This is a genomic window from Brevundimonas sp. FG128, from assembly GCF_057809775.1.
The window spans coordinates 122,761-144,187 of record NZ_JBMDKP010000002.1 but is presented as its reverse complement, the minus strand read 5'-3'; the positions used below and the strand labels follow the sequence as shown (position 1 = coordinate 144,187).

At 66.5% G+C, this 21,427-nt stretch carries 26 protein-coding genes and 3 tRNA genes; 20 read left to right on the top strand and 9 right to left on the bottom strand.

Annotated features, from left to right (window positions below; genetic code table 11):
* Positions 1 to 81 precede the first annotated feature (81 nt).
* From ACODSC_RS05130 to trhO, 9 genes are all read left to right on the top strand, one after another.
* Positions 82 to 543, top strand: a complete 462-nt coding sequence (locus ACODSC_RS05130; protein WP_488812407.1) for a hypothetical protein — start codon at positions 82 to 84, stop codon at positions 541 to 543.
* 40 nt (positions 544 to 583) lie between these two features.
* Entirely contained in the window at positions 584 to 2,395 is a 1,812-nt protein-coding gene (gene recJ, locus ACODSC_RS05125) for a single-stranded-DNA-specific exonuclease RecJ (RefSeq protein ID WP_488812405.1), read from the top strand.
* A 76-nt stretch (positions 2,396 to 2,471) separates the two neighbouring features.
* Positions 2,472 to 2,546, top strand: a tRNA-Glu gene (locus tag ACODSC_RS05120).
* A gap of 247 nt (positions 2,547 to 2,793) precedes the next feature.
* Positions 2,794 to 3,315, top strand: coding sequence for a cold-shock protein (locus ACODSC_RS05115; protein WP_488813443.1), 522 nt, complete (start codon positions 2,794 to 2,796; stop codon positions 3,313 to 3,315).
* Positions 3,316 to 3,337: 22 nt separating this feature from the next.
* Positions 3,338 to 3,817 (top strand): DUF192 domain-containing protein, encoded by a 480-nt coding sequence (locus ACODSC_RS05110; protein ID WP_488812403.1) that lies wholly within the window; start codon positions 3,338 to 3,340, stop codon positions 3,815 to 3,817.
* A gap of 45 nt (positions 3,818 to 3,862) precedes the next feature.
* Positions 3,863 to 3,939: transfer RNA gene (locus tag ACODSC_RS05105), tRNA-Pro, on the top strand.
* 78 nt (positions 3,940 to 4,017) lie between these two features.
* Positions 4,018 to 4,323 (top strand): ETC complex I subunit, encoded by a 306-nt coding sequence (locus tag ACODSC_RS05100; protein WP_488812401.1) that lies wholly within the window; start codon positions 4,018 to 4,020, stop codon positions 4,321 to 4,323.
* Positions 4,324 to 4,344: 21 nt separating this feature from the next.
* Positions 4,345 to 4,421 (top strand) — tRNA-Arg (locus ACODSC_RS05095).
* A 28-nt stretch (positions 4,422 to 4,449) separates the two neighbouring features.
* Positions 4,450 to 5,406, top strand: coding sequence for an oxygen-dependent tRNA uridine(34) hydroxylase TrhO (gene trhO / locus ACODSC_RS05090; RefSeq protein WP_488812399.1), 957 nt, complete (start codon positions 4,450 to 4,452; stop codon positions 5,404 to 5,406).
* Positions 5,407 to 5,413: 7 nt separating this feature from the next.
* Here trhO and ACODSC_RS05085 read toward each other — a convergent pair whose 3' ends face one another.
* Genes ACODSC_RS05085 through ACODSC_RS05075 form a run of 3 tightly spaced genes read right to left on the bottom strand, consistent with a single transcriptional unit; the run spans position 5,414 to position 7,427 of the window.
* Positions 5,414 to 6,220, bottom strand: a complete 807-nt coding sequence (locus ACODSC_RS05085; RefSeq protein WP_488812397.1) for a DUF1295 domain-containing protein — start codon at positions 6,218 to 6,220, stop codon at positions 5,414 to 5,416.
* The gene (gene chrR / locus ACODSC_RS05080; RefSeq protein ID WP_488812395.1) at positions 6,217 to 6,855 is read right to left on the bottom strand and encodes a cadmium/peroxide/UV radiation responsive anti-sigma factor ChrR; all 639 of its coding nucleotides are present in this window, start codon (positions 6,853 to 6,855) and stop codon (positions 6,217 to 6,219) included. Before chrR ends, ACODSC_RS05085 begins: the two co-directional genes overlap by 4 nt.
* Positions 6,852 to 7,427, bottom strand: a complete 576-nt coding sequence (locus ACODSC_RS05075) for a sigma-70 family RNA polymerase sigma factor (protein ID WP_488812393.1) — start codon at positions 7,425 to 7,427, stop codon at positions 6,852 to 6,854. The genes chrR and ACODSC_RS05075 overlap by 4 nt, the downstream gene beginning before the upstream one ends.
* A 165-nt stretch (positions 7,428 to 7,592) precedes the next feature.
* On the opposite strand from ACODSC_RS05075, the gene ACODSC_RS05070 reads away from it, so the two are divergent.
* The 3 genes from ACODSC_RS05070 (at position 7,593) to ACODSC_RS05060 (ending at position 10,430) form a co-directional block, all read left to right on the top strand.
* Complete coding sequence (locus ACODSC_RS05070; RefSeq protein ID WP_488812391.1) at positions 7,593 to 8,930, top strand: NAD(P)/FAD-dependent oxidoreductase; 1,338 nt, start codon at positions 7,593 to 7,595, stop codon at positions 8,928 to 8,930.
* Positions 8,927 to 9,727: a DUF1365 domain-containing protein gene (locus ACODSC_RS05065; RefSeq protein WP_488812389.1), complete on the top strand. Its 801-nt coding sequence runs from the start codon at positions 8,927 to 8,929 to the stop codon at positions 9,725 to 9,727. Before ACODSC_RS05070 ends, ACODSC_RS05065 begins: the two co-directional genes overlap by 4 nt.
* Positions 9,728 to 9,956: 229 nt before the next feature.
* Entirely contained in the window at positions 9,957 to 10,430 is a 474-nt protein-coding gene (locus tag ACODSC_RS05060) for an SspB family protein (protein WP_488812387.1), read from the top strand.
* Positions 10,431 to 10,433: 3 nt separating this feature from the next.
* Here ACODSC_RS05060 and ACODSC_RS05055 read toward each other — a convergent pair whose 3' ends face one another.
* The gene (locus ACODSC_RS05055) at positions 10,434 to 10,793 is read right to left on the bottom strand and encodes a RusA family crossover junction endodeoxyribonuclease (protein ID WP_488812385.1); all 360 of its coding nucleotides are present in this window, start codon (positions 10,791 to 10,793) and stop codon (positions 10,434 to 10,436) included.
* 107 nt (positions 10,794 to 10,900) lie between these two features.
* On the opposite strand from ACODSC_RS05055, the gene fumC reads away from it, so the two are divergent.
* Complete coding sequence (gene fumC / locus ACODSC_RS05050) at positions 10,901 to 12,292, top strand: class II fumarate hydratase (protein ID WP_488812383.1); 1,392 nt, start codon at positions 10,901 to 10,903, stop codon at positions 12,290 to 12,292.
* Between the two features lie 61 nt (positions 12,293 to 12,353).
* On the opposite strand, the gene ACODSC_RS05045 is transcribed toward fumC, so the two are convergent.
* Entirely contained in the window at positions 12,354 to 12,740 is a 387-nt protein-coding gene (locus tag ACODSC_RS05045; RefSeq protein ID WP_409716115.1) for a YccF domain-containing protein, read from the bottom strand.
* Between the two features lie 101 nt (positions 12,741 to 12,841).
* On the bottom strand, positions 12,842 to 13,081 hold the full coding sequence (locus ACODSC_RS05040) for a DUF2171 domain-containing protein (protein WP_425983728.1): 240 nt from the start codon (positions 13,079 to 13,081) through the stop codon (positions 12,842 to 12,844).
* Between the two features lie 151 nt (positions 13,082 to 13,232).
* Between ACODSC_RS05040 and ACODSC_RS05035 the strand changes: the two genes are divergently transcribed.
* Positions 13,233 to 14,480: a patatin-like phospholipase family protein gene (locus ACODSC_RS05035; RefSeq protein ID WP_488812380.1), complete on the top strand. Its 1,248-nt coding sequence runs from the start codon at positions 13,233 to 13,235 to the stop codon at positions 14,478 to 14,480.
* Positions 14,481 to 14,482: 2 nt separating this feature from the next.
* On the top strand, positions 14,483 to 14,671 hold the full coding sequence (locus ACODSC_RS05030; RefSeq protein WP_488812378.1) for a DUF4169 family protein: 189 nt from the start codon (positions 14,483 to 14,485) through the stop codon (positions 14,669 to 14,671).
* 4 nt (positions 14,672 to 14,675) lie between these two features.
* Here the strand turns inward: ACODSC_RS05030 and ACODSC_RS05025 are convergent, their stop codons facing one another.
* Positions 14,676 to 15,560, bottom strand: a complete 885-nt coding sequence (locus ACODSC_RS05025; RefSeq protein WP_488812376.1) for a DMT family transporter — start codon at positions 15,558 to 15,560, stop codon at positions 14,676 to 14,678.
* Positions 15,561 to 15,666: 106 nt separating this feature from the next.
* Between ACODSC_RS05025 and ACODSC_RS05020 the strand changes: the two genes are divergently transcribed.
* From ACODSC_RS05020 to ACODSC_RS05010, 3 genes are read left to right on the top strand one after another with little or no spacing between them, the layout of a single operon-like run.
* On the top strand, positions 15,667 to 16,074 hold the full coding sequence (locus ACODSC_RS05020; protein ID WP_488812374.1) for a YbaY family lipoprotein: 408 nt from the start codon (positions 15,667 to 15,669) through the stop codon (positions 16,072 to 16,074).
* On the top strand, positions 16,071 to 16,295 hold the full coding sequence (locus ACODSC_RS05015; protein WP_488812372.1) for a ribbon-helix-helix domain-containing protein: 225 nt from the start codon (positions 16,071 to 16,073) through the stop codon (positions 16,293 to 16,295). Before ACODSC_RS05020 ends, ACODSC_RS05015 begins: the two co-directional genes overlap by 4 nt.
* Positions 16,296 to 16,316: 21 nt before the next feature.
* Positions 16,317 to 17,036: an SIMPL domain-containing protein gene (locus tag ACODSC_RS05010; RefSeq protein ID WP_488812370.1), complete on the top strand. Its 720-nt coding sequence runs from the start codon at positions 16,317 to 16,319 to the stop codon at positions 17,034 to 17,036.
* On the opposite strand, the gene ACODSC_RS05005 is transcribed toward ACODSC_RS05010, so the two are convergent.
* Positions 17,029 to 17,289: a hypothetical protein gene (locus ACODSC_RS05005; protein ID WP_488812368.1), complete on the bottom strand. Its 261-nt coding sequence runs from the start codon at positions 17,287 to 17,289 to the stop codon at positions 17,029 to 17,031. The genes ACODSC_RS05010 and ACODSC_RS05005 overlap by 8 nt on opposite strands.
* A gap of 87 nt (positions 17,290 to 17,376) precedes the next feature.
* Here ACODSC_RS05005 and ACODSC_RS05000 point away from each other — a divergent pair, with 87 nt between their 5' ends.
* Both ACODSC_RS05000 and ACODSC_RS04995 read left to right on the top strand, forming a co-directional pair.
* A complete protein-coding gene (locus ACODSC_RS05000) occupies positions 17,377 to 19,743 on the top strand; it encodes an ATP-dependent helicase (RefSeq protein WP_488813442.1) in 2,367 nt (788 codons plus the stop codon).
* 32 nt (positions 19,744 to 19,775) lie between these two features.
* Positions 19,776 to 19,958 carry a DUF3606 domain-containing protein gene (locus ACODSC_RS04995; RefSeq protein ID WP_488812366.1) on the top strand — a complete coding sequence of 61 codons (183 nt, stop codon included), beginning with the start codon at positions 19,776 to 19,778 and terminating at the stop codon, positions 19,956 to 19,958.
* A gap of 61 nt (positions 19,959 to 20,019) precedes the next feature.
* Here ACODSC_RS04995 and lpdA read toward each other — a convergent pair whose 3' ends face one another.
* Positions 20,020 to 21,426 carry a dihydrolipoyl dehydrogenase gene (gene lpdA, locus ACODSC_RS04990; protein WP_488812364.1) on the bottom strand — a complete coding sequence of 469 codons (1,407 nt, stop codon included), beginning with the start codon at positions 21,424 to 21,426 and terminating at the stop codon, positions 20,020 to 20,022.
* Between the last annotated feature and the right edge of the window lies 1 nt (position 21,427).

Here is a 21,427-nt window from a genome sequence, read left to right as displayed (position 1 = left end):
CGTCCTTCGCGCTTCCTGTGACGGAGGCCGGTTCATCCACCCTTCCGCGCGTGGCGATGATGGCATAAGACCAGCCAGGAAATGAACGCGCCGCTCTCGAAAAAGATGATCCTGATCGCCGCAGTCGCGATCACGGCGCCATTGGGGGCCTGCGCGGGGGCGTTCGCGCCCAAGACCGACCCCGCCTCGCCGTTGGCGCCGCGCGTTCAGGAACTGGTCGACGCGAATCGCCGCTATCCCCGCTGGGAGGACTTTCCCGCCGCGCCGACCGGCCTGCCTCAGGTTGCGCAGGTGGCCGCCGATGTTCGCACGCTTCAGGGCGACGGCTCCACCTTGAGCGGCGACGTCGCGCGGATCGATTGGACGGTCAGCGACCCGGTCGCCCTGGCGGCCCAGATCACGGCGCAGGTGGAGGCCGTCCCGGTCTCGCCGGACGCCGCCCGAACCCAGACGGAAATCGAGGCCTTCGCCGAGGAATTGCGCGCACGGGCCAAGGCGCCGCCGCCCATCGATCGCCGCCCCGTTCCCTCAAGCCCGCAATGAACCTGTCGCCGGGGATGCAGAATCCCGGGATGATGCGGTGATGGCGGACGATAGTGGTGCAAAGATACTGAACGCATTCCTGGGCGTGTCCCGGTCCCTGTCCGGGCGCGCCTGGCGGCAAAGGCCGGCGGATGCGGAGACAACGCGCGCCCATATGCAGGCGCTGGGGCTGGAAGAGCCGCTGGCCCGCGCCCTGGCGTCGCGCGGCGTGCGGGCGGATCAGGGCGCCGATTTCCTGACGCCCACGCTGAGGGCCCTGTTCCCCGACCCCTCCAGCTTCATGGACATGGACGCGGCGGCCGACGCCATACTGGACGCCCTGCAGGCGAAGGCGAACATCCATGTCTTCGCCGACTATGATGTGGACGGGGCCTCCAGCGCCGCCCTGCTGGTGCGCTGGTTCCGCACCATGGGCCATGAGTTGTCCATCTACGTCCCCGACCGGATGACCGAAGGTTACGGCCCCAGCGCCAGGGCCTTCGATACGCTGAAGGGGTCTGGCGCCGATCTGGTGATCACGGTGGACTGCGGCGCGGCGGCGAACGAGGCCCTGGCCCACGCGGCCGATATCGCCCTGAACGTCGTGGTCATCGACCATCACCTGATGCGCAGCGAGCCGCCGACGGCGCTGGCGGTCGTCAATCCGAACCGGCCGGGCTGCAACTCTGGCCAGGGCAATCTGGCGGCGGCGGGGGTGGTGTTCGTGCTGTTGGCGGCGCTGAACCGCGAGGGACGGCGCCGCGGCCTGTTCGCCGATCGGCCCGAGCCCGACATTCGTCAGTGGCTGGACCTGGCGGCCCTGGGCGCCATCTGCGACGTGACCGGCCTGACCGGCTTCAACCGGGCGCTGACGGGGCTGGGGCTGAAGGTCATGAGCGACTGGCGCAATCCCGGTCTGCGCGCGCTTCTGGCGGCGGCGGGCGCCGAGCCCGGCCCGGCCAAGAGCAATCACGCCGGCTTCATCCTGGGCCCGCGCATCAATGCCGGCGGTCGCATCGGGCGGTCGGACCTGGGCGCGCGTCTGCTGTCCACCGACGATCCCGCCGAGGCCGAGGCGTTGGCTCTCGAGCTGGATGCGCTGAACCTGTCGCGGCGCGACGTCGAACGGGCGGTGACGGACGCCGCCGTCCGCCGGGTCGAGGCCACCGGGACCCATGCCGACGAGACGGCCGTGGTCGTGGTCGCGGGCGAGGACTGGCACCCCGGCGTCGTCGGCATCGTCGCCGGTCGCCTGCGAGAGCGCTGGCGCAAGCCGGTCATCGTCATCGGGGTCGATCCCGTGACGGGTCTGGGCAAGGGCTCCGGCCGATCCCAGCCCGGCATGAACCTGGGGCGCGCCATCCAGGCGGCGTGGGAGGGCGGCCTGCTGATAGCCGGCGGCGGACACGCCATGGCCGCAGGGCTGACGATGGACAGCGCCCGCGTGGCCGAGCTGACCGATTTCCTTAACGATCGCTTGGCGTCCGAACGCGTCGAGGCCGTCGCACAGGACGTGCTGGAGATCGACGCCCTGATCGATCCGGGCGCCGCAACGCGCGCGTTGTTCGAGTCGTTCGAGCAATTGGCGCCTTTCGGTCCGGCGAACCCGGAGCCGGTCTTCGCCCTCAGCGGCGTTCAGGCGCGCGAGCCGGTGGCGATGAACGGCGGACATGTGCGGTGTCGGCTGGTCGGGGCGGACGGCGCCTCGGTCAAGGCCATCGCCTGGCGTTGCGCCGATCTGCCTTCCGGTCAGGCGCTGCTGTCAGGGCAGGGGGGGCTCAACGTCGTCGGGCGGCTGAAGGCCGACGACTGGAACGGCCGCAAGGGCGTGCAGTTCGAAATCGAGGATGTCGCCGATCCCCGCATGATCTGACGACGGCCAAAAAACTCGAAATCCAAGCTTGCACCGTCCGGAGGGCGCGGCTATATCGCCGGCTCTCCCGCGCAGCGGTCCCTTCGTCTATCGGTTAGGACGTCAGGTTTTCAACCTGAAAAGAGGGGTTCGACTCCCCTAGGGACTGCCACGCGGGCAGGCCGTTGGTCGAGCATCACGCTCCCGAAAATCGAAACCCCTTACATTTCAGACCGCCCGCAGGGATATCCGGCGGACCTGATGCAGTGTCGCTGCGACAACATGTCGCTTTGTCAAACCCGCAACTTCCCCTGTCGCGTGTATTTCCTCTTTTCAAACTTTCGCGGAACAGTGTTAAACATAACGACGAGTCCGTTAGAGGAGCGGGCGGGGGTGCGAAGTTGTCTGACTACAGCGAGATGGAGACGGCGCAGACCGTCCGTGTCATCGGGCGTGTGAAATGGTTCGATGCGGTGAAGGGCTATGGCTTCATCGTGCCGGACGATCCCGCGCTGACGGAAATGCGGGATGTCCTGCTGCATATCAGCAGCCTGCGCGACCATGGGCGCGACGCCGCCGACGAGGGCGCGCCGATCACCTGCGATTGCGTGAAGCGGCCAAAGGGCTGGCAAACCGTGGAGATTCACGACCTCGGCGAGGGGGAGACGACCGCCGTCCTGCGCCGCCTGACTGCGCCTGCTGTCTCGCCAGCGCCCGAAGAATTCGACACCGAGCTGGAGACGGCGATGGTCAAATGGTTCAATCGCACCAAGGGCTATGGATTCGTGGTGCGCGCGCGCGAACCGGGCGATATCTTCGTCCATATCGAGACCCTGCGTCGCTGCGGCCTGGACGACCTTGTTCCCGGCGATACGGTGCGGGTGCGATTCGCCAATGGTCCCAAGGGGCTGGTGGTCGCGGATATCAGAACGGGCGACTGATTCGGCGCCCCAGGAGAGGCGCATGATCGACGCGACCAGACGTTTCCTGATGGCGGGCCTGCTTTTGCTTGCGGTCGCCGGCTGCGCTGGAAAGGCGCCGCTCGGCTCGAACGGCGAGCCGATGCAAAGGCTGGCCATCGTCACCACGACCGGCGAGCATCAGTTCTGGGTCGAGATTTCCGACGAGGAGCCCGAACGCCAACGCGGCCTGATGTACCGGCCGCCGCTGGAGGCAGATCGGGGCATGCTGTTCCAGTGGCCGGGCGAGGGGCCGCGCGAGCAGAGCTTCTGGATGCGCAACACGCCCAGTTCGCTGGACATACTCTATATCGATCCGACAGGGCGAATCGTCTCCATCGCCTCTCACGCCACCCCCTATTCCGAAGCCCCGATTCCCTCTAACGGCGCCGCGAACGGGGTGTTGGAACTGCGCGCCGGCCGGGCCGCCGAGATCAACGCCCAGCCCGGCGACAAGGTTTTGCATCCTTATTTCAAGCCTTGATTGCGGATCGCTTCGCGAAGTGCCAATAGAGCGCTCCGTTCGGTCCGGGGTGTAGCGCAGCCTGGTAGCGCATCTGGTTTGGGACCAGAGGGTCGGAGGTTCGAATCCTCTCGCCCCGACCAACGGAAGGCCGCTGGATTCCATATCCGGCGCGCGTTATGGCAGGCCTTGAGGCCTCGCCGTTTCTAAGGATTTCTCCCATGCTCGCTCGCATCTACCGCCCGGCCAAAACCGCGATGCAGTCCGGCAAGGCCAAGAGCCGCGACTGGCGCCTGGAGTTCGAACCCGCCTCGGCGCGCACCATCGACCCGCTGATGGGCTGGACCAGCTCCAGCGACATGAATGGTCAGGTCCGCTTGAACTTCGAATCGAAGGAAGAGGCGATCGAATACGCCGAGCGTCACGGCATCGCCTTCCGCCTGCATGAGCCGAACGATCCGCCCATGATCATCAAGGCCTATGCCGACAACTTCGCCACCAACCGCAAGCAGTCCTGGACGCACTGACGCCCCCGACGTCTTGCCCGAGCGCCCATAGCTCAACCGGATAGAGCACCCGCCTTCTAAGCGGGATGTTGCAGGTTCGAGTCCTGCTGGGCGCGCCACTCCCGGCGCCTTCGAGGGGCCAGATCCATGACAGACCTCCAGACCTCGTCCGACCACGCCTTCCGTGTCGCGGCCCTCTATCGCTTCGCCCCTGTCGCCGATCCGGTCGCTGCACGTGATGCGATGCAAGCCGTCTGCGACGCCGGGGAGGTGAGGGGCACGCTGCTGGTCGCCCACGAGGGGCTGAACGGCACCGTCGCGGGATCAGAAGCGGCGGTCGAGGCGGTGTTGGTGTCGATCCGCGCCATGCCCGGCTTCGAGGTGCTGGAGCTGAAATACGCCTGGACCGACGTGCTGCCGTTTCACCGCATGAAGGTGCGGGTCAAGCGCGAGATCGTCACCATGGGGCAGCCGGACCTGGACCCGCCGCGACAGGCGGGGGTCTATGTGTCGCCCACGGATTGGAACGCCCTGATTGCCGATCCCGAGACGCTCATCATCGATACGCGCAACGATTACGAGGGCGAGATCGGCGCTTTCGACCGGGCGGTGCAGCCGAATACGAGCAGTTTCCGCGACTTTCCCGACTGGTTCCGCAGCGAAGGCCGCGCCTTGCTGGAACAGACCGGCGCGCGCCGCGTGGCCATGTACTGCACCGGCGGAATTCGCTGCGAGAAGGCGACGGCCTTCCTGAGGGCCGAGGGCGTCGAGAACGTCCACCATCTGGAAGGCGGCATCCTGCGCTATCTTGAGACGGTGGATGAAGATGCCAGCCTATGGCGCGGCGAATGTTTCGTGTTCGACGAGCGCGTTTCAGTCGGACATGGTCTGAGCCAGGGTCGCCACACCCTCTGCCGGGGGTGCCGACTGCCGGTGGACGAGGCCGGGCGTGCGTCCCCGCACTATGTCGAAGGCGTCTGCTGCGAACGCTGTCACGCCACGCGCGATGAGGGCCAGCGCGAGCGCTACGCGGAACGACAGAAGCAGATCGAGATCGCGCGTCGCCGCGGGGATGTCCATCTCGGAACCCCGCGCAAGGCGTGAGGTCGGCTCAGCGACGCGGCGGGCGAGGGAAGAAGGCGCTGGTGCGGGCTGCATAGGCGGCGAAGGCGTCCGGTCGCGAACGCCGCATATGGGCCTCCAGCAGCGGCACGCCCGAAACCTGGGTCAACAGCCAGTACATATAGGCCGGCCCCGTCAACGCCAGCCAACCCCAGGGCCAGTCGCCGCCAAAGCTGATGGCGAAGACCGGCCAGGCGCACCAGCCCAGCCATTCGAAGAAATAATTGGGATGGCGAGACCAGGCCCACAGGCCGACATCGCACACCTTGCCGCGATTGGTGGGATCGCGCTTGAACGCGGTCAACTGTCGATCCGCCACGCCCTCGCCTAGCAGGGCAAAGACGAAAATCAGCGTCGCCACCCCGTCCTGGAGGGTCAGGCCCGGCGCGGGATTGCGCGCCGCGAACATTACGCTGAGCGCCAGAAAGGCCGCAGCGCCGGCCTGCAGCATCAGGAAGCCGAACATCTTCACCTGAAAGCCGTCGCCCCACTCCTGGCGCAGTCGAGCATAGCGGGCGTCTTCCTGTTCTTCGTGGGAGGCGCGGCCGGCGATATGCAGGCCCAGACGCAGGCCCCACATCCCGATCAGCATGGCCGCCAGATATTGCCGCAGGGTGGGCGCTGCGCCGTCGATCGAAAACAGCGCGACGCCGACGCCGGCGGCCCCCAGGCCCAGCGACCAGAAGGCGTCGGCCCAACCGCCCTGGCCTGTCCGGCGCTGAACCAGCCAGGCGGCGCTCATCACGAGAACCAGAAAAAGGGCCGCCGCGCCCCACAGCGTCGCCAGGTCGGTCACAGTCGCACGAACGGCTGGATCAGCTTGCCGATCCAGCCGTCAAGCTGGATCTGACCGTCCAGCGCGACCACGCACAGGCAGGCCTCGTCCGACACCACGCGCGGCTGGTGCAGCACGTCGGGATCCGCCTCTTCCAGATCGCCGATATCGAATCGCTCCGTCTCGGTGGCGTAGGCGCCGGACAGGACGCAGGTCAGCTCCACCCCGCCGTGGGTGTGCCGGGGCGTCTCGCGGCCGGACTCGATCCTCAGCAGGATGACCCGGCAATCGCCGTCGCGGGGCGCGTGAACATCACGAGCGCGCATGCCCGGCCCGATCCATCGCCAGGGGCCCAGCGCATAGCGCCGCAAGGGCTCGGGCAGTTCCGGCATGTCGTTGAGCGGCGCGACGCTCTTGACCTCTCCGGCGTCCGTCTCGATCCGCGCCATGGCCTGGGCCAGGGCGTCGTCAGACAGGGAGGAGGGGGCGGCCTCGTCCAGGAACGCGCCCCCGACGGCCTGAAGCCGCCGAACCCAGGCGTCATTCGCGGGACGCAGGGCCAGGTGGGCGGCCATGACCACGGCCTCCGGCGGGCTGAGGGCGCCGGAAGCATAGGCCAGCAGCCGGTCCTCGGACGGATTGCGGTTCGCGTTCATCGCGCGGCCTCCTCGGACGGGGCGAGGATCAGGCGAAGCTTGGTCATGGCGTTTCGGATGCGGGATTTGACGGTGCCGAGCGGCAGGTCGAGATGTCGGGCGATTTCGGAATGAGAACTGTCCATGAAGAAGGCGAGGCGCAGGACCTCGACATGATCCGGGCTCAGCCGCGCGATGGCGTCCCGCACGCGATCGGCGTCTTCGGACATCGACAGCAGTTCGTCTGGGCGGCGGACGTCGTCGCCCAGATCGATCTCGGGGGTCGGCAGCGGTCGGGCGTCGCGGCGCAGCATGTCCAGGCGACGATTGCGGGCGATGGTGAAGATCCAGGTCGCCGCGCGCGCCTTGCTGGCGTCAAACAGATCCGCCTTGCGCCACACGGTCAGCATGGCGTCCTGGGCGAAGTCCTCGGCCGAGCCGGGGGGGGCGCCCGACTTGATCAGCCAGGCCTTCAGCCGAGGCGCGAAATACTGGAACAACTGGGCGAAGGCGTCGCGGTCGCGCCGCAGCGCGATGGCTTCGATCAGGCGATCATGCAACAGGGGGTCGTGCTCGAAATCCGGGCCCCTCATGCGCGGCGACCGGCGTGTGTTTGACGTGAAGGACGATGTCTCGACATACATGGACCCTAATACGCTGAACGGAAATGTCTGGATCAATCGCCATCCGATCGCGACGGCGGCCCGTAATCCGTCCATGCCTGCGCTTGCGTCAGCGGGCGCGTCATCGGAGTTTTCATGTCCTCTTCGCCCGCGACACCGCCCGCCGATCGTCTGAAGATCGCCGTCATCGGCTCGGGCGTCGCGGCCTTGTCCTCGGCCTGGCTTCTGTCCCAGCGCCACCGGGTGATAATCTATGAAAAGGCGGAGCGGCTGGGCGGCCATTCCAACACGGTGACGGCGGGGGTGTCGTCGGGCGACATCGCCGTGGATACCGGCTTCATCTGCTTCAACGACGCCACCTATCCCAATCTGATCGCCCTGTTCGAACACCTGGGCGTCGAGACCCGCGCAACGGACATGTCGTTCGCCGTGTCGCTGGACGACGGCCGTTTCGAATATGCGGCGCCGGGCCTGTTCGCCCAGCGTCGCAACGCGCTTCGCCCACGGTTCTGGTCGATGCTGAGCGAGATTCTGCGCTTCTATCGCGACGCGCCAAAGGACCTGGGCGGCCTGACCGACCCCGACCTGACCCTGGGCGACTATCTGAAGCGCGAGGGCTTCAGCGAGGCCTTCCGTGACGACCACCTGCTGCCGATGGCGGCGGCGATCTGGTCGTCGCCGGCCCACACCTTGATGGACTATCCGGCCGAGGCCTTCATTCGCTTTTGCGGCAACCACGGCCTGCTGAAACTGGTGGGGCGGCCTCTCTGGCGCACGGTCGAGGGCGGCAGCCGAGTCTATGTCGAACATCTGGCCCGCGCTATCGACGACGTCCGGCTGGATCGCGGCGTGACGGCCGTGCGGCGCACGGATCAGGGCGTTATCATCCATGACAGTCAGGGCGGCGCCGAGCGATTCGATCACGTCGTCATCGGCGCCCATGCGGATCAGGCCCTGGCGATGCTGGATGCGCCGACCGAACAGGAGGCGGCCCTGCTGGGCGCCTTCCGCTACAGCCGCAACCTGACGGTCCTGCACACGGACGCCAGCCTGATGCCGAGGCGTCGGAGGGCCTGGGCCAGCTGGAACTATATCGGCGCCGACGAGGGGCTGTGCGTGACCTATTGGATGAACCGGCTGCAGGGCCTGCCGGGCGATGATCTGTTCGTCACCCTGAACCCGCCACGCCCGCCGCGCGCCGACACCCTGCTACGCAGCGAACTCTACGAACATCCCATCTTCGACCCCGCCGCGATCCAGGCCCAGAAACAGCTGTGGAGCCTGCAAGGGCAGGGGGGCGTCTGGTTCTGCGGCGCTCACTTCGGCGCCGGCTTCCACGAAGACGGGCTTCAGTCTGGTCTGGCCGTCGCCGAGCAACTGGGCGGGGTGCGGCGCCCCTGGTCTGTCCCGAACGAAAGCGGCCGCATCCACCTGTCGTCGGCGCCCCTGACGGCGTTCGAGCGCGCCGCGTGACCCAGGCCTCGGCCCTCTATCGCGGCCGGGTGACGCACCGTCGGCTGCGCCCCCGCACGCATCAGCTGAACTACCGTGTCTTCTGGCTGCTGCTGGACCTGGCCGAGATCGACGATCTGGACCGGCGACTGCGGCTGTTCTCGCGTAACCGGTTCAACCTGCTGTCCTTCCATGACAGAGACTGCGGCGACGGTTCGGGCGCTTTGCGGCCCCAGGTGGAGGCCTGGCTGGCCCGCGCGGGGATCGCGCTGAACGGTGGTCCGATCCGCCTTCTGACCATGCCGCGCGTGCTCGGCTACGTCTTCAATCCGATCAGCCTCTACTACTGCCATCTGACTGACGGTCGGCTGGCCGCCATGGTCTATGAGGTCACCAGCACCTTCGGCGTGCGTCACGCCTATGTCATTCCGGTTCCCGCCGAGGATCAGGAAGCCGGCCTGATCCGTCAGGGCGCGGCCAAGGCCCTGTACGTTTCGCCGTTCATGGGCATGGAGATGGACTATCAGTTCAGAGGCCACACGCCCGGCGATCGCCTCGACATGACCATCGACGGCCTCGACGCCGAGGGGACGTTGATCACCGCCGCCATGTCGGCCGAACGAGGCCCACTGGACGATCGACACATCGCGGCGGCCACGGCTGCGATTCCGCTAATGACCGTGAAGGTCATGGCGGCCATCCATTTCGAGGCCCTGAAGCTGTGGTTCAAGGGCGTCGGCCTGACGCGCCAACCGCCGCCAGCCAAGGAGCCTTTCACCATCCAGACCCGCGCTCGAGAAGGTCGCTTCGGTCGGTAATTACGGCTAGACCTTCGCGGGAGTTGCGCCCGCCCGTTTATCGCCTAAGATATATTATGCGAAATATAGATTAACATTGCTATCGCCGTTAGCCCGGATACAAGGCATACCGCTCCGCCGAACGGCACAATGGCGCCGATGAGCTAATAATGGGATGCGGTTTAGCATCCTCGCATCTTTCGCCGGAACGCTTGGCCCGCTATCAGTCGCGCTCTATTGCGAGGTGACGATGAGCGACCAGGCCCCACCGGTCGATGAGATGCAGTACGAGCGCCTGGCGCACGAGGCCCTGCGCGGCGTCGTGCGCGCCGCGCTGGAACGGGTGCTGGCCGAAGGTCTGCCCGGCGCGCATCACTTCTACATCACCTTCAAGACCCGCGCCGTCGGCGTCAGCGTCGCGCCCGACATCCTGGCGAAATATCCGGAAGAGATGACGGTGGTGCTTCAGCACCAGTACGACGACCTGCGTGTCGAGGCCGACCGATTCTCGGTCAAGCTGCGCTTTGGCGGCATGCCCAAGAGCCTGATGATCCCCTACTCCGCCGTCACGCGCTTCTACGATCCCAGCGTTCAGTTCCTGCTCCAGTTCGAGGAGCCGGAAATCGTGGAAGAGGTTGAGGAAGAGCCGACCCCGCCGCAGGACACCGACCCGTCCTCGGACGGTCCCAAGGTGGTGTCGCTGGACCAGTTCCGTAAGAAATAGCGGTTAATCCCGACGCGGATAGGAGCGGATGGTGATCCGCTCCCGCTCGCCCTCGCGCCGTTCCACCAGCAGCCGCGCGACCTGGGCGTCGTCGTGGAACAGATAGCCCTTGATGGAATCAAGCAGCGCCTTGGCCAGGTTGTCGAGATCCATCCACGGCGGCTCGCCCACATGCTCCATGCGAATCTCGACCACATGGTCGCCCCAAGATGGCCGCGCCGCACGCCATTCCTTGCGCATGAACTCATAGACCAAGGGCTTGTAGTATTTGGCCTGGGTGGTCAGGCCGTCGATGACGATCTCGACCGCGTCGCCATCCTCGCGCGCCCGGACCTTGCCGGTCCCGATCCAGCCGACGGTCATGCGACGCCTGCCGGTGTGGGGATGTCCGCGCTCTTCTTGCCCTGCATGACGACCGTGCTACACCGCCGCGCAACCCATCGCCACGCCTGAGAGACGAGATTCCGCGCATGAGCAACGTCCGCACAGAGACCGACACCTTCGGCCCCATCGAAGTCGCCGCCGATCGCTACTGGGGCGCCCAGGCGCAGCGGTCGCTGGGCAACTTCAAGATCGGCTGGGAGAAACAGCCCCTGCCGGTCGTGCGGGCCCTGGGTATCGTCAAGCGCGCCGCCGCCGAGACCAACCGCGACCTGGGCAAGCTGGACCCGGCCTTGGCCGACGCCATCGTCAAGGCCGCTAACGAGGTGATCGAGGGCAGGCTGAACGACCACTTCCCGCTGGTCGTCTGGCAGACGGGCTCGGGTACCCAGTCGAACATGAACGCCAACGAGGTGATCTCGAACCGCGCCATCGAGATCCTGGGCGGCGAGATGGGCTCCAAGAAGCCGGTCCACCCCAACGACCACGTCAACATGAGCCAGTCGTCGAACGACACCTATCCGACCGCCATGCATGTGGCCTGCGCCGAACAGGTGGTCAACGACCTGATCCCGGCGCTGAAACACCTGCACGCCGCCCTGGACGCCAAGGCCAAGGCCTGGGCCCACATCATCAAGATCGGCCGCACCCACACCCAGGACGCCACCCCCCTGACCCTGGGCCAGGAGTTCGGCGGCTATGCGCAACAGGTCGCCAACGGCATCGAGCGGATCGAGCAGACCCTGCCCAAGCTTATGGAACTGGCCCAGGGCGGCACCGCCGTCGGCACCGGCCTGAACGCCCCCGTCGGCTTCGCGGAAAAGGTCGCGGGCCAGATCGCCGAGATAACCGGCCTGCCCTTCACCACGGCGCCGAACAAGTTCGAGGCCCTGGCCGCCCACGACGCCATGGTCTTCAGCCACGGCGCGATCAACACGGTCGCCGCCTCGCTGTTCAAGATCGCCAACGACATCCGCTTCCTGGGCTCCGGCCCGCGTTCGGGCCTGGGCGAACTGGCCCTGCCGGAGAACGAGCCGGGTTCGTCGATCATGCCGGGCAAGGTCAATCCGACCCAGTGCGAAGCCCTGACCCAGGTCTGCGTCCAGGTGTTCGGCAACAACGCCGCCCTGACCTTCGCCGGCTCACAGGGGCATTTCGAGCTGAACGTCTACAACCCGGTCATGGCCTACAACTTTCTGCAGTCGGTCCGCCTGGTCGCCGATGCGGCCATCAGCTTCACCGACAACTGCGTCGTCGGCATCGAAGCGCGTGAGGACAATATCGCCCGCGGCCTGAACAACTCGCTGATGCTGGTCACGGCCCTGAACGGCAAGCTGGGCTACGATACCTGCGCCAAGATCGCCAAGACCGCGCACAAGAACGGCACCACCCTGCGCGAAGAAGCCGTCGGCGGCGGTTATCTGACCGACGCCGAGTTCGACGAGGCGGTGCGTCCCGAGAAGATGATCTCGCCGGGCTGACGCCAGCCGACGCGAAGGTTCAAACGCCGACGTCCAGCGACGTCGGCGTTTTTCGTTGGCGTCAGGCCTTGTCGCGAATTGTGCGGCCCACCGGCGCAAGCGCCAGCTTGGCCAGTTCCAGATCCTTCAGGGCGAAGGGAATGCCGATGATGGAGACGAACTCCACGACGGCGATCAGCAGATGCGTCAGGGCGATGTACCAGCCGGCGACGACGAACCAGACGATGTTCAGCACGACGCCCAGGCAGCCCGCCACCGGATGCGCATCCTGCCACACGACCTCGCGGCCGAAAGGCCAGAAGGAATAGCTGGCGATGCGCCACGCCGCGAATGTCCACGGCAGGCCGACGACGGTCAGCGCCAGGATCGCGCCGCCCAACAGCCACAGCAGGCCGGAAATCCAGCCGCCGAAGATGAGCCAGAGGATATTCAGGATCAGGCGGATCAAGGTCGAAGCTCCAGCGCCGCCTCATGCGACGCCTCCCAAATAGCGATAAGGCCCCGCCTATGCAGCGGGGCCTTGGATGAATTCGCGTTAAGTCGCCGTGATCAGTGCGGCTTTTCCGACCAGCGCGCCTTGGCGTCTTCCTGGGTCAGATTCAGGTGGACGTGCTTGTCATCGACCTTTTCGACCCAGCTGACCGGGATCAGGTGGTGTTTGAAGCCGCCGGCGAAATCCAGCTTTGCCAGCTCGATCTGGTCGCCCAGGACGTGATCCACACGCCCCACATGGCCACCGTCCGAGCCTACGACTTCGAGATGTTCCTTGATGAGCGAAACGTCGACCATGTTTGTCTCCAACAGTTCGGTTTGTCCTGCCGGTGAGAACACGCGGCGTCAGGCCGGGTTTCAAACGGCGACGCTTGTTCTCTGATGTGGTGACAGGGGACGGCCCGAAGCGGTAGAAAGCATTTCTCGACACAGGGCTGGATACAAGCGCATGCGGCGGATCGGATCGGGCCTGTTCGGCATCGTCATGGCCTTGGCGCTGACCGCGTGCGGCACCCTGGATCGGCCGACTGGGCCGCTCAGGATCACCGACGGCACGCTGGTCAAGGCCGAGGATCCCCGCATTCGCGCCAACGACAGCGCGCGACTGCAGGCCTTCACCCGAGAAATCGGCGAACGGTTGCGCCCCGATCATCCGACCTCGATCCTGGCCCTGTCCGGCGGCGGTGCCAACGGGGCCTATGGCGCCGGGCTGCTGGTCGGCTGGACCGAGCATGGGAATCGTCCTGTGTTCGACGTGGTGACCGGCGTCAGCACCGGCGCCCTCGCCGCCCCCTTCGCCTTCCTGGGCTCGGAATGGGATGACGAGCTTCAGCACGCCTACACCAGCGGCGGAGCGAACAATCTGCTGAGCTGGCGCAGTTTCGCCGCCTTCCTGAACCCCAGCCTGTTCTCGTCGCAGGCGCTGCGAAACCTGGTGGACGAGAACGTCACGCCCGAGCTGATGCAGGCCGTCGCCCGCGAGAACGCCAAGGGCCGTCGCCTGCTCGTCGCCACGACGGATCTGGACAGCGAGGAGACGGTCATCTGGGACATGGGTCTGCTGGCCGCCCAGGGCGACGACAATGCCCGCGAACTGTTCAAGGAGGTTCTGGTCGCGTCCGCCAGCATTCCCGGTGTCTTCCCGCCCGTGCTGATCGCGGGGCTTCAGGACGATGACAAGGTCGTACTGGAAATGCACGTCGACGGCGGGGTCAACACGCCCTTCCTCGCCATCCCCGAAGACCTGATGCTCTGGACTCGGCCCAAGGACGAGGGGCGTGTCGGCGCGCTCTATGTCATCGTCAACGGTCAGGTCGGTCGCAACGACGGCGTCACGCCCGGCCGCCTGTCCGGCATCCTGTCGCGGACCTATGACAGCATGAGCAAGTCGTCATTGCGCATCCATCTGGCGGTGACGGCGGCCTTCGCGAGGCGCAACGGCCTGGACATGGCCCTGTCGGCCATTCCCGACAATGTCGCCGCCTCAAGCCTGAAGTTCGACCAGGAGACCATGACCGCCATGTTCGAACTGGGTCGCCAGCGCGGGCTCGGCCCCGACGCCTGGACCCGGCTGGGCGAGCGTCCGGCGAACCAGCCCTTCATCCCCCAGACGACCATCTCGGACTCGCAGGTGCCGGCGGCGCTGGCGCCGCTGCCCACGCCCGCAGAAACGCCGGCAGAGCCGCCGAAGAACTGACCATGGGCGAGATCGTCAATCTGAACCGGGCGCGAAAGACGCGGGCCAAGGCCGAGAACAAGGTGCAGGCAGCCGCCAATCGCGTCGTCCACGGTCGAACCAAGGCCGAGAAGTCCCTGACCGCTCTGGAACATCATCGGGCAGACAAACTGCTGGACGGTCAGAAACGCGATCCGAAGTTGGACGACTGATGCTTCAGGTCTTGGGCGCGCGGATCAGCATCACCTGCCCCGCCAGCACCAGCGCCAGTCCGATCAGGGCGCTCCAGCCGAAGCGCGCGCCCTCGAACATCACCGACACCAGCATGGCGATGGGCGGCGTCAGGGCCGAGATGTAGCTGGCCAAGGCATAGCCGCGCTGACGGGCGATAGTGAAATACAGGCCGAACGCGATCACCGACCCGAACAGCGACAGATAGAGCAGCGACAGCACATAGTGCGGCGTCGGCTCGACCCGCCACGTCACGCCGGTCGCCAGACCATACAGCGCCAGCATGGCCGTGCCATAGGCCATGGCCCAGGACGTGGCCGCCATCACCGGCGCGCCGGCCTGCTGTCCCTTCCAGGCGAACCAGTTGCCGAACGCCGACGCCAGGACGGCGGTCAGGGCGAAGATGACACCCAGCTCCGGATTGAGGCCTGCCCCGGCCGCTGTGATCTGGCCGTAAGACAGCACCCCCACGCCCATGACGCCCAGGGCCGCGCCGATCCATGCTGCCGACGCCGCCTTCTGCCCGCCCAACAGCCGGAAAAGGATCAGGTTCACGAAGGCCAGGGCGGCGAAGATGACCGCGACCACAGCCGACGCCACCTGCCCCTCCGCCGCATAGACGAAGCCGTAACTGACCGCGAAGACGAAGGCGCCCTGCCCGACGGCGGCCAGATGCTGAGCGCGGGTCAGCCGCAGCGGCCGCCGCGTCACCGCGCAGAACGCGAATAGCACCGCCGAGGCCAGGCCGAACCGCCAGACGATGGAGACGATCGAATCGACCGGCCCCAGTTGCAGGGTGATCGCATACCAGGTGGTGCCCCAGATCAGAGCGCAGATGGCGATGGCGGCGACCACGAAGGGGCGGCTCAAGGTCAGTCTCCGGCGGCGGTCGGCCCCGCTTAACACAGCGCGACCTCGGCGCCGCTCACGTCTTGCGCCCGAGTGTGACAGACTGGGGCCGACAAAGGAGATCACCATGCGCAACGCCCCCCTGATCCTGCCGGCCGCCCTCGTCCTGGCCGCCTGCGCCGCCACGCCCGACATGAGCACGGGAATGACGGTCGTGAACGTCACCGCCAGCTATCGCGAGCGGATCATGCTGCCCCCCGGCCACGTCCTGACGGTAAAGGTCGAGGACGTCAGCCTGGCTGACGCCCCCGCCCAGGTCCTGGCCGAATCCAGCGAACCTTTGACCGGCGCGCCGCCTTACACCGTCAATCTCGGCTTCCCGACCGCCCAGATCGACCCGCGCCATACCTATGCTGCGCGCGCCGAGATCCGCGACGCCGCCGGCGCCCTGGTCTTCGTCACCGACACCCGGCATGCCGTCCTGACCAACGGCGCCCCGGCCTCGGCCGAGATCGTGCTGAAGTCCGCGCGTTGAGCGGCCTGAGCAAGCGGTCGGTCGTTCTTGCAGGCCACGCGACCTCCGTGGCGTTGGAGCCCGAGTTCTGGGTGGTGCTGGACCGGATCGCGGCGACGCGAGAGCTCTCCAAGGCGCAGTTGCTGGCCGACATCGACGCCAATCGCGGGCGCCGCCCCTTGGCCTCGGCCTGTCGCCTGCTGGCGCTGGACTGGGTGGCGGAACACGGTCGAGCGGCGTAGCGTGCCGGTTGGAGACCTGTCATGAGCGATAATCGTCTGATCCCAGCGGCCGTCATCGGCGGCCTTCTAGCCGTCGGCTTCATCGGCGCGGGCGCCCTGATCGGTCAGGGCGTCATACATGCCCGCGCCGGCGACCGGACCGTCACCGTGCGCGGCCTGTCCGAGCGCAATGTGAAGGCGGACCTCGCCGTCCTGCCGCTGCGCTTCACCGCCTCGGGGGACGTTCTGTCGGAAGTCCAGACCAAGATCGACGGCGATCTGGCGCTGGTCCGGCGTTTCCTGGCCGCCCAAGGCTATCCCGCCGACGCCATCGAACTGGGCCGACTGGAGGTCGCCGATACCCGCTCGCGCGAATACGCCTCGCAGAACGGCGGGCCCCGCTTCATCCTGGCTCAGACGGTGATCGTGCGGACGAACGACGTGGCGCGGGTCCAGGCGACGACGCGGGCGCTCAACGATCTCGTGCGCCAGGACGTGGTGCTGCAGGACTTCCAGGGGCCGTCCTACATCTTCACCAAGCTGAACGACGTGCGGCCCCAGATGATCGCCGAAGGCACGGCTGCGGCGCGCACCGGCGCTGAGCAGTTCGCCAAGGACAGCGGCACGCCGCTGGGCCCGATCCGTCAGGCCACCCAGGGCTCGTTCGAAATCTTGCCGCGAGACGGCGCGGGCGGAGACGAGGCGGCCTCGATCGACAAGAAGGTGCGCGTGGTGACCACCATCACCTACAGCCTCAAATAGGATCGCGCACTTTGGGCTCATCGCGTTCGAACGGCTGAGAGTCCGACTGCGGACGGCCGATGAACTCCACTTCGTTGTCGGGCTCGCCTGCCGTCTCGACCAGGGCGACCCACAGCGCCATCACAACGAACATTCCGATCATGCCCAGACCGAAGGCCAGCCAGCCGGAGTTCTTGCCCCCTGGCCGGTCCTGCCCCGCCCTGATCTTCTGCTTCTCTCGTTGCATCGCAATAGTGAACCGGCCATCGATCATACGGGTTCCGAGGTTTCATTGAGGCGGCGGCCCTGACATTGCCTTCCGGTCCCCTTATGTTCCGGTTTCGATTCTGACTGACCGGATATCTCTGCGCCTGTGACCGATCTTCCCGCCCCTCGCATTTCCGATCTGGCCCGCGCGCGAGCACCCGAGGAGGCGGAGGCGCGCGACTATCTGAAGGGGCTCAATCCCGAACAACGCGAGGCGGTGGAGACGACCGAAGGGCCGGTCCTGGTCCTGGCCGGCGCCGGCACCGGCAAGACCCGGGTCCTGACCACGCGGCTGGCGCACATTCTCGCCACCGGCCGGGCCAAGCCGTGGGAGTTGCTGACCGTCACCTTCACCAACAAGGCCGCGCGCGAGATGCGCGAGCGGATCACCCATCTGATCGGTCCGTCGGCCGAGGGGCTGCGCTGGCTGGGCACCTTCCACTCGGTCGCCGCCCAGATCCTGCGCCGTCACGCCGAACTGGTGGGGCTGAAGTCCAGCTTCACCATCCTGGACACCGACGATCAGGAACGGGTGCTGAAACAGCTGCTGGAAGCCGCCAACATCGACACCAAGCGCTGGACGCCCAAGTCGCTCAGCGGCCTGATCGACCACTGGAAGAACCGCGGCTGGACGCCGGAAAAGCTGCCGCCCGGCGAGGATTTCGCCAACGGCAAGGGCCAGGGCCTGTACGCTGCCTATCAGGCGCGGTTGCGCAGCCTGAACGCCTGCGACTTCGGCGACCTGCTGCTGCACAACATCACCATCCTGTCGCAGCATGCGGACCTGGCTGAGGAATACCGTCGTCGCTTCCGCTACATCCTGGTCGACGAATATCAGGACACCAATGTCGCCCAGTATCTGTGGCTGCGGCTGCTGACGGCCTCGACCGGCAATGTCTGCTGCGTCGGCGACGACGATCAGTCGATCTATGGCTGGCGCGGAGCAGAGGTGGACAACATCCTGCGCTTCGAGCGCGACTTCCCCGGCGCCAAGATCGTCAAACTGGAGCGCAACTATCGCTCGACCAGCCACATTCTGGGCGCGGCCTCGGGCCTGATCGCCGCCAACCGCGACCGGCTGGGCAAGACCCTGTGGACCGAGGACGACAGCGGCGACAAGGTGCGGGTGCGCGGCGTCTGGGACGGCGAGGCCGAAGCCCGGCTGATCGCCGATGAGATCGAGACCGCGCGCCGCCCCCACGCCGGCGAGCCGGGCCTGAAATACAAGGATATGGCCATCCTGGTGCGCGCCTCGTTCCAGATGCGGGCGTTCGAGGAGCGGCTGGTTATGCTGGCCATCCCCTACGCGGTCATCGGCGGCCCCCGGTTCTTCGAACGGGCCGAGATCCGCGACGCCCACGCCTATATGCGGCTGATCCAGTCCGAGGACGACGATCTGGCCTTCGAACGGATCGTCAATGTGCCCAAGCGCGGCATCGGCGACACGAGCGTGCAGAAGGTTCTGCAACTCGCCCGCCAGCACAGCCTGTCCGCCCTGACCGCCGTGCGCGGCCTGATCAACACCGACGAGCTTCAGGCCCGCACCCGCACCGCCCTGTCCAACTTCGTGCGCGACGTGGATCGCTGGCGCGCCCTGTCCGAGACCACGCCGCACTGGCAGGTCATGGAGACGGTGCTGGAAGAGAGCGGCTACACCGACATGCAGAAGGCCGACCGGACCAGCGGCCAGACCCGATTGGACAACCTGAAGGAACTGACCCAGTCGATGCAGCAGTTCGAGACGCTGCAGGCCTATCTGGAGCACGTCTCCCTGGTCATGGACCTGGAGCGCGCCAACAGCGACGATCCGAACGGCGACGGGGCGGTCCAGATCATGACCCTTCACGGCGCCAAGGGGCTGGAGTTCCCGCTGGTCTTCCTGCCCGGCTGGGAGGAAGGCGTCTTTCCCAGCCAGCGCAGCATCGATGAGAAGGGCGAGAAGGGCCTGGAGGAGGAACGCCGCCTGGCCTATGTCGGCGTCACCCGCGCCAAACAGGACGCGCGCATCTCCTTCGCCGCCAACCGCCTGGTGTACGGCCGTTGGACCTCGCAACTGCCCAGCCGCTTCGTCGACGAACTGCCCATCGCCCACGTCGATCCGCAATCCGACACCGGCTATTACGGCGCCTCCACCGGCATGAAGGAGGCCAAGAGCCGCTGGGACGACGCGCCCTCCTTCAGCAGCGGCTATTCGTCCCCCGGCTGGAAACGCGCCCAATCCTTCACCGCCGCCCAGACCCCGAACAAGATTCCCGCCCGCAAGGCCGTCATCGAAGGCGACGGCCGCCTGATCGCCACCGCCGATCCCAAATCCAGTTCCGGCTGGAAGAAGGGCGAGCGCGTCTTCCACCAGAAGTTCGGCTACGGCCACGTCCGCATCATCGAGGGCAACAAGCTGCTGGTCGACTTCGAAAAGGCCGGCGAGAAGCGGGTGATCGACAGTTTCGTCGAGAAGGCTTAACCCGGCCACCTACCCAGCAGACGGAGCCGACCATGGCGGGCCTCAAGGACAAGCGCGGCTTCATCGACAAGGACCGGATCGACCTGTCTGAACGTCAGTCGGTCGAATACTGGATGAAGCGCTGGGGCGTGACCCGCGACCAGATCACCGCCGCCCACCACAAGGTCGGCCGCATGACCAAGGACATCGCGGCGGAACTGGGCAAGAAGCGCTAACGCACCACGCCAGATAGCAAACGGCCCCGGACCACGTTCGAGGCCGTTTCACTTTTCAGTTTTAGAGGTGGATAGTTCGCCCATAGGCGTCCAGCGCCGCCTCATGCATCGCTTCCGACATGGTCGGGTGCGGATAGACGATGCCGTGGATGTCTTCTTCCGTCGCCTCCATGGTGATGGCGGTGACGTAGCCCTGGATCATCTCGGTCACTTCGTGGCCGATCATATGGGCGCCGATCAGGGCGCCGGTCTTGGCGTCGAAGATCACCTTGACGAAGCCGTCGACCTCGCCGGCCGCCACGGCCTTGCCGTTCACGCGGAACGGGAAGCGCCCGATCTTGACCTCACGCTTCTCGGCGCGGGCAGCCTGTTCGGTGACGCCGACCGAGGCGACCTGCGGCTGTGCGTAGGTGCAGCCGGCGATGGGCGAATGAACGTTCGGGGTCTTGTAGCCGGCGATGAATTCAGCGGCGTGGATGCCTTCGTGCGAGGCCTTGTGCGCGAGCCAGGGGGCGCCGGCGCAGTCGCCGATGGCGTACAGGCCCTTCACGTTCGTGGCGCAGTGGCCGTCGATGGTGATGTGGCCGCGGTCCATGTTGACGCCCAGCGCCTCCAGGCCGATGCCGTCGGTGTTGGCGGTGATACCGACCGCCGAGATGCAGACTTCGGCCTCCAGCGTTTCGGCCTTGCCGTCCTTCTCGATGGCGACCTGGACCCCTTTGCCGGCCTTGGACACCTTGGTGACCTTGCAGCCGAGGCGGAACTTGATGCCGCGCTTTTCGAACGACTTCTGGGCGGCCTTGGAGACCTCCTCGTCCTCGACCGGCATGATGCGATCGACCGCTTCCACCACGGTGACGTCCGCGCCTAGCGCCTTGTAGAAGCTGCCGAATTCGATGCCGATGGCGCCCGAACCAATGACCACGATGGAGGCCGGCATCTTCTTCGGCGCCAGCGCCTCCCGATAGGCCCAAATCTTGTCGCCGTCGGCCTCCAGGCCGATCTGCGGGATGGCCTTGGCGCGAGCGCCGACGGCCAGCATGACCGCCTTGGCCTCAACCGTGCGCGAACCGCCGGCCTTCAGCGCTATGATGACCCTAGGCGCCGCAGCGCCCTTTTCCAGCTTGGCCGACCCCTCAATCACCTCGATCTTGTTCTTCTTCATCAGGAAGGCGACGCCCTTGTTCATCGTCGCCGCTACGCCGCGCGAGCGCTGGATGATGGCGTCGAAGTCGAACGACGCGCCGGAGGCCGACAGGCCGTAGTCCTTCAGATGGCTCATACTCTCGAACTTCTCACCCGACTTCAGCAGGGCCTTGGTCGGGATACAGCCCCAGTTCAGGCAGATGCCGCCCAGGTTCTCGCGCTCGACGATCGCGACCTTCTGGCCCAGTTGGCTGGCGCGGATGGCCGCGACGTAACCGCCGGGGCCCGAGCCGATAACGACGAGATCGAATTCAGCAGCCATG